This is a genomic window from Bacillus swezeyi (assembly GCF_001969815.1).
Classification (GTDB): Bacteria; Bacillota; Bacilli; order Bacillales; family Bacillaceae; genus Bacillus; species Bacillus swezeyi.
Genome location: NZ_MRBK01000007.1, coordinates 51,189 through 67,383, shown reverse-complemented (window position 1 = coordinate 67,383; position 16,195 = coordinate 51,189). Strand labels below are relative to the sequence as shown.

Sequence of the window (16,195 nt, the reverse complement as noted above, 5' to 3'; positions counted from 1 at the left end):
AAGCAAGGGGAAAGCATACATTATTTTCTTTAAACTATACAAAATGAGGTGCTCCAATGTCGGTGTTTAAAAATCAAGAAACGTACTGGGATAACCTGTTTGATGAAGAGGATGGTCTAAGCGTATTCCCTTACTTTAAAACAGCGGAAAAAGCGTCATTCACCCGTGCCGGCTATCAGGAAAAATGCATCTGTCGTTCCTTATCTCCGGAAGTATCTCAAAGAATGATGACAATGGCTAATCATTCCGAAATGGCCATCTATTTGATTTTATTGTCAGGCATTGAATGCTTGTTGTATAAATATACGGATCGGACGAACCTGATTCTGGGCATTCCAACGGAATCCAAGCAAAAAAGCAGCCCTTCGGCTGTCAATACCATTGTCCCGTTGAAAAATACGCTTAGCTGCCATAGTACGTTTAAAACCGTGTTCGAACAACTAAAAGAAGCGGTTAATAATTCACTGAAAAATCAAAACCTGCCGTTTCGAAAAATCGTCCAGCATTTAAATGTGCAATACGACGATGAGCGCATTCCGTTGATCCACACCGTCGTTTCGTTCAATGAAATTCATTCGTTGCAATTTAAGGAAGACGTCGCAACCGATACGTTGTTTCACTTTAATTTGGAGAACAACGGGATTCATTTGCAGCTTTTTTACAACGGCAATCTTTATGATGAGCGCTATATGGACCAAATCGTGTCCCATCTCGATCACCTGTTGTCGGTGATCTTGTTCCAACCCCAAGCTGCAATCGATACGGTAGACATCATACCCGAAGCGGAAAAACAGCAAATTTTGTTTGATTTTAATGACACCGCCGTCAATTACCCTGGAAGCAGAACTGCATTTCAATTGTTTGAAGAGCAAGCGGAAAGAACGCCTGACCATATAGCCGTCAAGTTCGAAAACAACCAGCTGACGTACAGCGAATTAAACGAGAAATCCAATCGTTTGGCAAGAACATTACGAAACTGCGGGGTGCAAGCCGATACAGTCGTCGCCATTATGGCTGAGCGTTCGTTGGAAATGATTGTGTCCATCATTGCGATTTGGAAAGCGGGGGGCGCTTATGTGCCCCTGGACCCTGAATATCCGGAAGAACGGCTTCAATATTTGCTGAATGATGCGAATGTTGCCGTACTCGTTGTTCAGCGGCAGTTCAAAAACAGCCTCGTCTTTGACGGCCCGACGATCGATCTGAATGATGAAACATCTTACCATGCCGATCATTCATTGTTACCGCCAGTTGCAGAACACAACCATTTGGCCTATGTCATCTATACCTCGGGGACAACGGGGAAACCGAAAGGGGTTATGGTGGAACACAACGGGATTGTGAACTCGCTTCAGTGGAAGAAAGCATTTTTCAAGTATTCCGCAGAGGACCGCGTACTTGTTTTGTTTCCCTATGCGTTCGATGCGTTTATTTTAAATGTCTTCGGTCCGCTGATCTCGGGGGCAACACTGTATCTGTTGCCTAATCAAGACAACAAAGATCTTTTCGTGATTCAAAACGTTGTGAAACAGGAAAAGATTACCCAATTCACAACTGCTCCCCGTCTGTTACAAGCTATGATCGAACAGATGAACGCAGAGGACTTTCTTCACGTTCAACATGTCGTTGTAGGCGGAGAACAACTCGAACCCGATACGGTGGAGAGGCTGTTTTCCCTGCAACCCCAGATTCGCCTCAACAATGAATACGGTCCGACGGAAAATAGCGTGATATCTACGTTTCAACCTGTTTATTCTGCTGATGAACAGATTACGATTGGCAAGCCTGTGGCCAATCACCAAGCCTATATTTTAGGAGCGCACCAGCAAATCCAGCCGATCGGCATACCGGGAGAGCTGTATGTCGGAGGAGCGGGAGTGGCCCGCGGCTACCGCAATCAACCTGAATTAACGGAAGAAAAGTTTGTCCAACATTTGCTTCTCCCCGGCCAAAAGATGTATAAAACGGGAGATCTCGCTAGATGGCTGCCTGATGGAAGGATCGAATATTTAGGAAGAATCGACCATCAAGTGAAAATTCGCGGATACCGTATCGAGCTTGGCGAGGTGGAGGCGGCCCTGTCCAACCTGGAAGCGGTGCACGAGGCGGCAGTCGTTGCGCGAGAGGGCGAAAACGGAGCCAAGCAATTGTATGCCTATTATGTCGGAGAGCCTTCTTTGACCGCCGGGCAGTTCAGAGCCATATTGGCCCGTGAACTGCCGGATTATATGATTCCCTCTTACTTTTACCATTTGGAACGCATACCGCTTACTCCCAATGGAAAAATTGATCTGAAGGCTTTGCCTGTTACCGAAGAAACAACGCGGACGGAAAACGAATACATAGCTCCGCGAAACGCTATAGAAGAACTGCTGGCGTCGATTTGGCAAGAGGTATTAGGCGCTGAGCATATCGGAATTCTGGATCATTTCTTTGATTTTGGCGGAGATTCGATCAAATCAATTCAGGTTTCTTCCAGGTTGTATCAAGCCGGATACAAGATTGACATGAAGTATTTGTTTAAATATCCCACGATTGCTGAGCTAAGTCCATTTGTAGAACCGGTGAGCAGAATGGCCGATCAAGGGGAAGTGCAGGGAAGGACAAGTCTGACCCCGATTCAACATTGGTTTTTCGAACAAAAGATGCCGCATGCACACCATTATAATCAGGCCGTGATGTTATATTCGGCGCAAGGATTTAAAGAGGCTCCGCTTCGCCAGGCGATGGAACGCGTCGCTGTGCATCACGATGCGTTGCGGATGGTTTTTGAAGAAACGCCGAACGGTTATGATGCTCGAATTGCGGGAACAGACGAAAGTGAATTGTACCATCTGGAAGTGATGAATTGTAAAGGGGATGCCGATCCAGCCCAATCTGTTGCCAATAAAGCGAGTCAGATTCAAAGCAGCATGGAATTAAGCCAAGGGCCTTTGATGAAGCTTGGTTTGTTCCAATGTCCGGACGGAGATCATTTGCTTATTGCGATTCATCACTTGGTTATCGACGGGGTATCCTGGCGAATCTTACTTGAGGATATCGCCAGCGGCTATGAGCAAGCGGAGCGCGGACAAACGGTCCGGCTTCCGCAAAAAACAGACTCGTTTCCATTCTGGGCGGAGCAGTTGGCCAAGTATGCGCAGGAAACCGATATTGAGCAGGAGCTTGCTTATTGGACCGAGCTTTCAAGGCTGGAGCTGGAACCATTGCCTAAGGATCACATTTGCGAAGGATCATTATTAAAAGACAGCGATGTCATCACGATCCAATGGACAGAAGAAGAAACGCAGCAATTATTAAAACAAGCAAACCGCGCCTACAACACGGAAATCAATGACCTGCTGCTGACTTCGTTAGGACTGGCTGTTCACAAGTGGACAGGCATGGAAGAAGTTTCCGTGAACTTGGAGGGTCATGGAAGGGAACCGGTTATTCCGGATGTGGATATCACTCGCACGGTAGGATGGTTTACAAGCCAGTATCCCATTATCCTGAAGATGGAAGCAGGAAAAGAGCTGTCACAGCGCATCAAGACCGTGAAAGAAGGGCTGCGCCAGATCCCCAATAAAGGAATGAATTATAGTGTTATCCAATATTTATCCGGCCGTGCAGAAGCTGACCGCCTGCAGCTCCATCCCGAAATTCGGTTTAATTACTTGGGCCAGTTTGACCAAGATCTGCAGCAGCATGCTTTACAGGCATCACCTTATTCCACAGGGTTATCGATGAATGAAAACCAAGCGAGAACAGCCGTACTTGATTTGAACGGCATGATTGCAGAGGGGAAATTATCGCTGACACTCAGCTACAGCAATAAACAATACGAAAGATCGACCATGGAGCAATTTGCCCGAAGTTTGAAAGAAAGTCTAAATGAAATCATTGTGCATTGCGTAAGTCAGCAGCAGACGTCATTGACGCCAAGCGACATTTTTTTAAAGGACATCAAGATAGAAGAATTGGAACAGCTTCTCGAGCAAACGCGTGAATTCGGCGAAGTGGAAAATATATATCCGTTAACACCGATGCAGAAAGGCATGCTGTTTCACAGCTTGTTTGATCCAAGTTCAGGAGCTTATTTTCAGCAAACGACGTTTGATTTGCATGGAGATTTGGATATCGATTCATTTTCAAAAAGCTTGGATGGTTTATCGCAACGATATGATATATTCCGCACGAATTTTTACAAAGGAAAAGACCAGCCGCTGCAAATCATATTTAAAACCAAAAAGATCGGTTTTGAGTTCATCGATTTGCGTGAGATGAATAAAACGCTGCAAGAAGAGCGGATTTGTGCATATGCCAGGGAAGATAAGGTACGGGGATTCGACTTAGCAAAAGACGTGTTAATGCGGTTATTTGTCTTTCGTACGGATGAAAAGACATATCGTTTTATCTGGAGTTTTCACCATATTTTGATGGACGGTTGGTGCTTGCCGCTTATTACGAAAGAAATATTCGAACATTACTTTGCTTTGCTTCAGCACAAGCAGCCCGAACGAGCGACGATTACTCCGTATAGCCAATATATTGAATGGCTTGATCGGCAAGATGCGGAAGAGGCTAAGCGTTATTGGGATCAGTATTTGGAAGGTTATGAAGAGCAAACCGTCCTCCCCAAGGACAATCACCAAGCGGAAGCTGAACATTACCTTCCGGAGAAAGTGACATGTGCCATAGACGCCGATCTCACATTGAAAATGAAGCAGACGGCCAGCAAGCACCATGTCACACTGAACACGCTGTTGCAAACGGCATGGGGAATTTTGCTGCAGACATACAATCGCAGCCGGGACGTTGTTTTTGGAAGTGTCGTGTCCGGAAGACCGGCCGAGATTCCCAACGTGGAAACCATGATCGGCTTATTCATCAACACGATTCCTGTGCGAATTCAATGTGAAGATGGGACGACTTTTGCTGAGCAAATGAAACAGACACAGGAAAGAGCCGTAGCCTCGCAAATGTATGAGACGTATCCGTTGTACGATATTCAATCCCATACGACCCAAAGGCAAAATTTAATTACGCATTTAATGATATTTGAAAATTACCCTGTCGATCAGTATATGGAAAGCATAGGTCAACATAACGAATCGTCTATCGCAATCTCCAACGTACAAATGGAAGAACAAACCAACTATGATTTTAATTTAACCGTTATACCGGGTGAAGTCATCAATATCCATTTTGAATATAACGCTAAGGTGTATGATCAGGCAAGCGTGGAGCGGATTCGCGGACACCTCTTACAAATCTTGCATCAAGTCGTTAAAGATGCGGATATCCAGGTGGAAGAATTGGAATTGTTGACGGAAGGCGAAAAATGGGAGCTTCTTCAGACGCTTAATGATACAGCTGCGCCATACCCACAGACAACGGTTTATCAACAGTTTGAAGCGCAGTCGCAGCAAACGCCCGATCAAGCAGCCGTTATAGATAAGGACGAACAGCTCACATACCGGCAGCTCAACGAGCGGGCAAACCAGCTGGCGCGAACGTTAAGAGCGGAGGGCGTGCAAGCGGACCAACCCGTGGCCATCATCAGCAGGAACAGTGTCGAATTGGTGGTTGGGATACTTGCCATTCTAAAAGCCGGAGGCGCCTACGTCCCCATAGATCCGGAATATCCGCAAGATCGCATCCAGTACATGCTGGAAGATTCCAAAGCCGGGATTGTCTTAATACAGCATGATGTCCGGCAGCAGCTCACTTATGAAGGCGTCGCGGTTTTTTTGGATGAGGAAAGCTCTTATCAAGAAGATGCCTCTAACCTTGAACCGCTCAGTAATGCAAACCATTTGGCGTATGTAATCTACACGTCAGGTTCTACGGGCAAGCCCAAAGGCGTATTAATCGAGCACCGGGGTTTGACCAACTATATTTGGTGGGCGAAAGAGGTCTATGTGAAGGGCGAGAAAACCAACTTTCCGTTATACTCGTCGATCTCTTTTGATTTAACAGTGACTTCCATTTTCACACCATTGGTCACAGGCAATACGATCATCGTCTATGACGGAGACGACAAAACCGCTTTGCTTTCATCGATTGTGCAGGATCCAAGGATAGATATCATTAAATTGACCCCGGCTCATTTGCATGTATTGAAAGCCATGAACATCGCCAATAAAACAGCTATTCGAAGAATGATCGTGGGGGGAGAAAATCTAAGCACCCAGTTAGCCCAAAGTATTCATGAGCAATTCGAAGGCCAAATTGAAATCTACAACGAATACGGGCCGACGGAAACCGTTGTCGGATGCATGATTTATCGTTACGATCCCGACAATGACAGACGAGAATCGGTGCCGATCGGTACGGCGGCGGCAAACACGAGCATTTATGTGCTTGATGAGGGGATGAAACCGGTGCCGATCGGTGTCCCCGGAGAAATGTATATAAGTGGAGCCGGTGTAGCCAGAGGATATTTGAACCGACCGGAATTAACAGCGGAGAAATTCGTTGAAAACCCGTTTGTAGCCGGATCCAGGATGTATAAGACCGGGGATTTGGCGAAGTGGCTGCCGGATGGGAACATCGAATACTCGGGCCGAATCGATGAACAAGTCAAAATCAGAGGCTATCGCATCGAATTAGGTGAAATCGAGACGGCAATGCATCGAGTAGAAGCGATCAAAGAAGCCGTCGTCATAGCTAGAGAAGATGTACATGGATTTAAACAATTGTGTGCGTATTACGTGAGCGGCCAACCATTAACGGTATTCAGGATCAGGGAACAATTGTCTCATGCCCTGCCTGGCTATATGGTTCCGACCTATTTCATCGAACTGGAGAAAATGCCCTTGACTTCCAATGGGAAAATCAACCGGAAAGGGCTGCCGGTCCCGGATTTACGGCTGCAGGACAGAGCAGTGTACAAGCCTCCTCGAACAAGAGTGGAAGAACGATTGGTTTCCACTTGGGAAGCGGTGTTAGGTGTTGAAAAGATTGGCATCCTGGATCATTTCTTTGATCTTGGCGGAGATTCTATTAAATCGATTCAAGTGTCTTCCAGATTAAATCAACTGGGATACAAAATGGAAATCAAACATTTGTTTCAATATCCGACGATTGCCGAATTGAGTCCGCATATCGAGCAGAACCTCCATATACCGGATCAAGGAGAAGTCAAAGGGAAGGTAAGCCTGACTCCCATTCAGCATTGGTTCTTTGAGCAAACAACGATAGATCCGCATTATTATAACCAAGCGGTCATGCTGCATGCGCCGCAAGGCTTTCAAGAATCATCACTTCGCAAAACACTGCAAAAGCTTGGGGAGCATCACGATGCGCTCCGCATGACGTTCCGGGCGACGGAAAATGGATACGAAGCTTGGAATGCAGAGATCGTCCAAAGCGAACTGTACCATCTTGAAGTCATGAATCTGAAAACGGAAGCCGACCCGGGTCCGGCGATTGAAGCCAAAGCTAACCAGATACAAGGCAGCATGAGTTTAAGTGACGGGCCATTACTGAAAGCCGGCTTATTTCAATGTGCTGACGGCGATCATTTGCTCATTGCCATCCATCATTTGATTGTAGACGGGGTTTCATGGCGCATTTTACTGGAAGATATCGTGAGCGGCTACAAGAAAGCCGAGAATGGGCAAGTGATCCAATTGCCGCAAAAAACAGACTCTTTCCGGCTATGGGCCGAGAGGCTGTCGGAGTACGCGCAGAGTGCGACCATAAAGGAAGAACAGGAATATTGGACAGAGATTGAACAAACTGACGTGAAACCGTTGCCTAAAGATTTTCATGAAACACAGACGTTCTCAAAAGACAGTGAAACAGTAACCGTGGAATGGACCAAAGAAGAGACGGAGCAGTTATTAAAACAAGCCAATCGCGCTTATAACACTGAAATAAACGATCTGCTGTTAACCTCCTTGGGACTTTCTATATCACATTGGTCAGGACTTGAACAGATTGCGTTTCATTTAGAGGGACACGGAAGAGAACAAGTAGTCCCTGATATAGATATCTCTCGCACAGTAGGCTGGTTTACAAGTCTGTTTCCAGTCGTGCTTCACATGCAGCCGGGCAAAAACATATCTCATTACATCAAGACGACTAAAGAAGGGTTGCGCCAAATTCCGGATAAAGGGATCGGGTATGGAGTAGCAAGGTATTTAAGCGGTGCAACACCGTTACCGCCAGCGAAAATGTGTCCAGAAATTAGTTTTAACTACCTGGGGCAGTTTGATCAAGATTTGCAGCATCATGCGATTCAATTATCTTCTTACTCCTGCGGTTCAGACTCGAGCGAAAATCAAGTCAGCCCGTATGTATTGAATATGAACGGGATGATTGCCAAGGGTCGATTGGTGCTGACGATTAGCTATAGCAATAAACAGTACGCAAGAGAAACGATCAATCGATTATCGGCATTTATTCAAAGCGATCTTCGGACAATCATTGAGCATTGCGTTCATAAAGAACAATCGGAACTGACACCAAGCGATATTTTGTTAAAAGGCATGACCATTAACGAATTGGACCAGCTCCTTATTCAACTGCCGCAAGCAGGTGAGATCGAAAACGTGTATCCGCTAACTCCGATGCAGAAGGGAATGCTGTTTCACAGCTTGCTGGATGAGGACTCAAGTTCTTATTTTGAACAAGCATCGTTTGATTTGCAGGGAGAGTTAAAGATCGACAGGTTTGCAGCATGCTTGGAACGCTTATTTGAAAAATACGCCGTGCTGCGGACCAGTTTTTATAGCGGTTGGAACAATGTACCCTTACAAATTGTCTATAAAACGGAAAGACCGAAAGTTCATTTTGCAGATTTGCGTGACATGGATAAGAACCGGTATGAGGACGAAATCCGATCCTACCGAAGAAAGGATCAAGCGAAAGGATTTGACTTGGCCCAAGATCAGTTGATGCGCATAGCGATTTTCCGTATGGAAGATCGCAAATATCATTTGATTTGGAGCTTCCATCATATTGTCATGGATGGCTGGTGCTTGCATCTTTTGACGAATGAAGTGTTTGAACATTATATCGCCTTGCAAGAAGGCAGGGAAGCAGAACCCGTATATACAGCTCCTTATAGCAACTATATCGAATGGCTTGATCAACAAGATCATGAAGAGGCCAAACGGTATTGGAGCGAGTATCTTGAAAGCTACAAAGGTGAAACCCGGATTCTTCATAAAAGACCGCAGCATGAACCAAAAGCATATGCATATGCCAATGTGACCTGCCAATTAGATCAAGAACAGACAAAACAATTACAGCAGATCGCAAACCAGCATCAAGTCACGTTAAACACGTTGATCCAAACGTTGTGGGGAATCTTATTACAGAAATATAGCGGGACCGGGGATGTTGTCTTTGGCAGTGTCGTGTCCGGAAGACCGGCGGAAATCCCCGGTGTGGAACAGATGATCGGTCTGTTCATCAATACCATTCCGGTTCGAATCCGTTGCGATGAGGATAGCTCTTTCACCGAAGCGATGCAAATGGTTCAAGAAAAGGCATTGACTTCCCAAGCGTACGATACCTATCCTTTATACGAAATCCAGGCACAAACGGAACAAAAACATAACTTAATTGATCATATTATGATCTTTGAAAACTATCCGATAGGACAACAAGTCGAGCAAGCAGATCATGGCGCTCTTGAACTAGACATCAAGAATTTCCATATGGAAGAACATTCCCATTACGATTTTAATCTGGTTGTCATCCCTGGCGAACAACTGGCCGTTCATTTTGGTTTTAATCAAAACGAATATGAACAATCAGAAGTGGAGCGGGTTTGCGGGCATTTTGAACAGCTCACGCATCAAGTATTGCAGCATCCGGACATCAAAATAGAAGAATTGGAACTTTTGAGTCTGCAAGAAAAAGAACACCTGCTCAACCGTTTCCAGTCTAACGACATGCATTACTCACGTGAACAAACGATTCATCAGTGGTTCGAGGAACAAGCGCGCCGTACACCGGACCGTTTAGCCGTTGTATTCGAGGGAGCGCAGTTAACCTATGGGGAACTGAACCGGCGTGCCAATCAGCTTGCGCGAACCTTGAGAGCCGAAGGAGTGCAAGCGGAGCAACTCGTCGGCATTATGGTTGAACGTTCTCTTGAGATGATTGTAGGGATCTTGGCGATTTTAAAAGCAGGCGGGGCGTATTTGCCAATAGACCCTTATTCTCCTTCGGAACGCATCCATTATATTGTAAGAGATTCGGGCATTAACGTATTGCTTTTACGCGGGAAACTTCCAGATAACATCGTCTTTTCTGAGACATGTATCGATATACTGGAGGAACATGCCTATCATGAAACAGATGCCAACCTGGCGCTGCCATGCAGATCCAATCAACTGGCCTATGCCGTTTATACTTCCGGGACGACGGGTACGCCCAAAGGCACGTTGATTGAACATCGCCAAGTGATTCACCTTATCGAAGGGCTGCGTCGTCAGGTTTACTCTGCCTATGAGGCGGGTTTGCATGTGGCGATGCTCGCTCCATATTATTTCGATGCTTCGGTCCAGCAAATGTATGCTTCCTTGTTGTTAGGACATACCTTGTTTATCGTTCCCAAAGAGGAGGTGTCCGATGGTGCAGCATTATGCGCTTACTATCGACAGCACCGTATTGACATAACAGACGGAACGCCCGCTCACTTAAAGCTACTGATAGCTGCAGATGATAGACAAGGAGTACCGCTTCGTCATCTCTTAATCGGCGGAGAGGCGCTTTCCAAAACGACGGTAACCAAGTTCATGCACTTATTTACCGTTCATGGCGCAGCACCTGTCATTACCAATGTATATGGCCCTACCGAGACTTGCGTAGATGCGTCCCTGTTCAACATCGACGTTTCTGCCGATGATTGGACTCGCAGTCAAATTCATGCCCCTATAGGCAAGCCGCTAGGCAACAATCGCATGTACATTCTCGATTCGCTGCAACGATTACAGCCAGTGGGCGTTCAGGGCGAGTTGTACATTGCCGGGGACGGCGTAGGGCGCGGATACTTGAACTTGCCGGAATTGACGAATGAAAAATTCGTTGACGATCCGTTTGTCCCATCAAGCCGAATGTATAGAACCGGCGATCTGGCCCGCCTTCTGCCGGATGGAAATATAGAATTTATTGGGCGAATCGATCATCAGGTGAAAATTCATGGTTTTAGGATTGAACTCGGTGAAATCGAATCGGTAATGCTGAACGTTCCGGAGATTCAAGAAGCCGTCGTTACTGCCTTTGAAGATGCAGAGGGTGAGCATTACTTGTGCGGGTATTATGTGGCGGATGAGCCATTCCCGATTAGCGAACTTCGGGATGGTCTGGTCCGACATTTACCCGGATATATGATGCCGGCTTATTTTGTACAACTGGATCAGATGCCGTTAACGCCGAACGGAAAGTTGAATCGTCAATTATTACCTGCGCCGGACGGAAAGCGATACGTAGGCACGGAATACGTGTCACCGCGAACGTCGACAGAAATTCAGCTGGCGAAGATTTGGCAGGATGTCCTCGGATTAGAGCAGGTGGGGATTCGAGATAACTTTTTTGATGTCGGGGGACACTCCCTGCGAGCGACGACACTAGTTGCAAAGATTCAAAAGCAATTGCATGTTCAAATCCCTTTGCGAAACGTGTTCCAGTTCCCAACCATTGAACAGCTCGCGCAGGCGATCACGATGATGGAGCAAACCGGGTATGCTTCTATTCCAGCGATCGAAAAGAGGCCCTATTATCCGGTATCGTCTGCACAAAAAAGATTGTACATTCTCAACCATTTGGAAGGCGGAGAGCTTAGTTACAACATGCTGGGCCTCATGTCTGTCGAAGGGGAGCTGGATCGGGATAAGTTACAGCAGTCCTTTGCCGAACTAATACAGCGCCATGAATCTTTGCGTACCGGCTTTAAAATGGTGGACGGAGAACCTGTTCAGTATGTCTTGGATCACGTTGAATTTGCAGTAGAGTTGTATCAGGCCAGGGAAGATGAAGCGGACCTTTATATCCGTCAATTTGTTCGTCCATTCCAACTGGATGAGCCTCCGCTGCTTCGTGTCGGGCTGATTGAGCTTCAACCTAATCGCGGAATACTGTTATTTGATATGCACCATATTATCTCTGACGGAACATCGATGAGCATACTGATCAAAGAATTTGTGCGGATATATGAAGGAGAGGCATTACCGCCTCTGCGAATCCAGTACAAAGACTACGCAGTGTGGCAAACCGGAGAAGCGCGATTAAAGCAAGTACAAAAGCAAGAAGCCTATTGGTTGGATCTGTACGGCGGTGATATTCCCATCCTTCATCTGCCAACCGATTATATACGGCCTTCCACACGGGATTTTACGGGAGCCACGCTACATTTTGCGATTGATGAGCAAAGAAGTGCTGGATTAAAGCACCTGGCATCCAAAACCGAATCCACTTTATATATGGTGCTTCTTGCGTCCTATACCTTATTGCTGTCCAAATACAGCGGCCAGGAAGACATTATTGTGGGCAGTCCTATAGCGGGAAGACAGCATGCAGATTTGGATTCCATCATCGGTATGTTCGTCAACACGCTGGCGATGCGTAATTACCCTGCCAAAGAGAAGACGTTCTCTCAGTATTTGGCCGAAGTGAAGGAGAATGCATTAAAAGCTTACGAGCATCAAGATTATCCGTTTGAAGCGCTGGTCGACCAATTGGACATCGCCAGAGATTTAAGCCGCAATCCGTTGTTTGACACCATGTTTGTGCTGCAGAACACCGAGCAAGAACAATTGGTGATGAACAACTTGACTTTTAGCCCTTATCCTAGCGAACATACGATGGCTAAATTCGACTTAACCTTAACGGCTGTGGAAGAAGATACGTGCATTCACTGCACAATGGAATACTTGACAACACTGTTCAAGCCGGAAACGATCGAGCGCATGATGCGGCATTTTGTGCAACTGATCGATGCGATCATCGAACATCCTGAGGCAAAGCTCGCTTCTTTGGACATGATGACACCGCAAGAGAAAAGTGACATTTGGGAACTCTTTAACGATACAGCAGTAAACGATAAACGGATCCCATCAACGATTCACCAGCGATTCGAACAGCAGGCTGAACATACCCCTGACCATGTCGCCGTTATGTTTGAAAATCAAACCTGGACCTATCGCCAGTTGAATGAACGCTCCAACCAACTGGCGCGCGTACTTCGGAATCAAGGCGTAGGCGCCGATCAGGCGGTTGCTGTTCTCACGGAACGCTCGGAAAATATGGTGATCGGGATACTAGCGATATTAAAGGCCGGCGGGGCGTTTCTTCCCATAGATCCTGAGCTTCCTGATGAACGACGTGCTTTTTTAGTGAAAGACAGCGGCGCCGATGTACTTGTGACTTGTACCGGTCATACCGTTCCGCCTTCTTTTGAAGGTGCAGTGGTTCTGCTTGACGACCCGTTGGTATATCAGGGTGAGGCAAGCAACCTTAACCTTTCCTATGCGGAAAATCACTTATTGTACGTCATTTACACATCAGGTACAACAGGAAAGCCTAAAGGGGTTCAATTAGAACATAAAACCATGTTGAATCTGCTCGATTTTGAATGGGAACATACGCAGCTGCGTTTTGACAGAGTGCTGCAATTTGCCGTGATGAGTTTCGATGCTTGCTATCAAGAGATTTTCTCCACGATCTTAAGCGGCGGGACACTCTATATCATTGACAATGAGACAAAACGGGAAATTCGTGAGCTCAACGATTTTGTCAAGACAAACAGGATTCAAACGGCATTTCTTCCTACCGCGTTCCTCAAACTCCTTGCATCAGAGAAACAATATTTCGAACCATTTGCCGAATGCGTAGATCATATTATCGCGGCGGGAGAGCAGCTTATCATGACGAATATACTGCGCGACATGCTGGTGCGTCACCAATGCACACTGCATAATCATTACGGTCCGTCGGAAACGCATGTCGTTACCGTGTGTACCGTTGATCCGGAAATCCATCAGGAGCTTCCGCCGATCGGTAAACCGATTTCGAATACGGAAATTTTCATTCTGAATGAAGCAGGGACGCTTCAGCCTATCGGTATCGTCGGCGAGCTTTGTATTGCGGGTATCAGCTTAGCCAGAGGCTATCACAACCGGGAATCCTTGACGCTCGAAAAATTTGTTCCGCATCCCTATGATGCGAATCAACGGATGTATAAAACAGGCGACCTTGCCCGTTACCTTCCTGACGGAAACATTGAATATGTTGGAAGAATGGACGATCAAGTCAAAATTCGCGGTTACCGGATCGAACTTGGCGAGGTTGAAGCCGCTCTTCTCAACATCGAGTATGTGCGTGAAGCGGTTGTTCTGGCCAAAAATCATGCAGAGGGGCAAAGCGATTTGTATGCCTATTTTGTAGCGGAGCAAGCCCTGCCGATCAGTCAACTGAGAGAAAAGCTTGCTAATCAAATACCAGGCTACATGATTCCCTCATACATGATGCAACTGGAGCAAATGCCGTTAACCGCCAATGGAAAAGTGAATCGCGGCGCATTGCCTCTACCCGAAACAGGCTTGCAAACCGGGATCGAATACGTTGCTCCCCGGACGAGACTGGAAGAACAGTTAGTTCACATCTGGAAAGAAGTATTGAAGTTAGAACAAGTAGGCGTGAAAGACAACTTTTTCGATCTGGGCGGACATTCGTTGCGGGGGATGACGCTCGTCGCCAAAATCCATAAGCAATTAAACAAAAGTATTTCGTTAAGAGAAGTTTTTCAAGCACAGACGATTGAAGAAATGGCGAAGGTCATTGCAGGCGCGGAAACCTGCGGACCTGATGATATCCCTGTTGCAGAAGTCAAAGATGTTTATCCTGTATCTTCCGTACAAAAGATGGTTTACCTGTCTACACAAATTGAAGGCGGAGAACTAAGTTACAACATGCCGGGAATTTTGACGTTGGAGGGAAGGATCGACATGGATCGTTTACAAGCCGCGTTCCATAGACTGATTCAACGTCACGAATCGCTGCGCACCGGATTTGACATGATCCGCGGAGAACCGATGCAGGTGATCAAGCCCCAGGTAGAGTTCTCTATAGAAAGGTACAAGGCAGCGGCTGAGGAGGTAGAGGAGCTGTTCCGTGCCTTCGTCCGAAGGTTCGATCTCAGCCAGGCCCCATTGCTTCGAGTCGGACTCATTGAATTGGAACAAGACAAGCATGTTTTCATGTATGACATGCACCATATCATTACGGACGGCGCTTCCATGAATATTTTTGTCGAAGAACTGATTCAACTGTATGACGGCAAAGAATTAGCCCCGCTCCGGATTCAATACAAAGACTTCGCTGCATGGCAGCAGCAGGCGGGGCAGAGGGAACGAATCAAGAGGCAGGAAGACTATTGGTTGGATGTATTTCATGAGGAGCTTCCGCCATTTGAGTTGCCGAAAGATTTTGCCAGACCGCCCGTTCGAAGCTTTGATGGGAAGCGATACAACTTCGTACTCGATGAGCCTGTGATCCAAAGTATAAAACAGATGGAAGAATTGACCGGATCGACCACTTATATGATCTTGTTCGCAGCCTATACCATACTGCTGGCCAAATATAGCGGTCTAGAAGATATCGTCGTCGGTACGCCCATTGCGGGAAGGATGCATGAAGATTTACAACATATCATCGGGATGTTTGTGAATACATTAGCCATTCGTACCGCTCCAGTTGGAGAAAAGACCTTTATGGATTATGTAACAGAAACCAAAGAAACGATGCTAAAAGCTTATGAAAACCAAGAGTATCCTTTTGAAGAATTAGTTGAGAAGCTGGGAGTGAAACGAGATTTAAGCCGCAATCCGTTGTTCGATACGATGTTCGTGCTGCAAAATACGGAACAAACGGATATTGAAGTGGATTCTCTCGCCGTCAGGCCTTATGAACAAACGCATACGGTGGCCAAATTTGATCTGCAGTTGACCTTCGTGATAAACCAACACGAGATTCAAGGCAGCTTTGACTACTGCACAAAGCTATTTAAAAAGAAAACCATCGCTATGTTGGCCAAGGATTACGTCATGATCCTGTCGGCGATGATACAAAACCCATCGATTCCTTTAAAAGATATCCAATTAAGCGAAAAAGTAAACAAAAGTAAACACTTCACAAGCGCAATCGAATTGGATTTCTAAAAACGGTTGATTAAGCCTGTCCCCGGCATGATTTTCAT

At 46.3% G+C, this 16,195-nt stretch carries 1 protein-coding gene; it reads left to right on the top strand.

From position 1 onward, the window contains the following. Positions 1–56: 56 nt before the first annotated feature. Positions 57–16,157, top strand: a complete 16,101-nt coding sequence (locus BTA30_RS09275) for a non-ribosomal peptide synthetase (protein ID WP_076760978.1) — start codon at positions 57–59, stop codon at positions 16,155–16,157. Positions 16,158–16,195 lie beyond the last annotated feature (38 nt).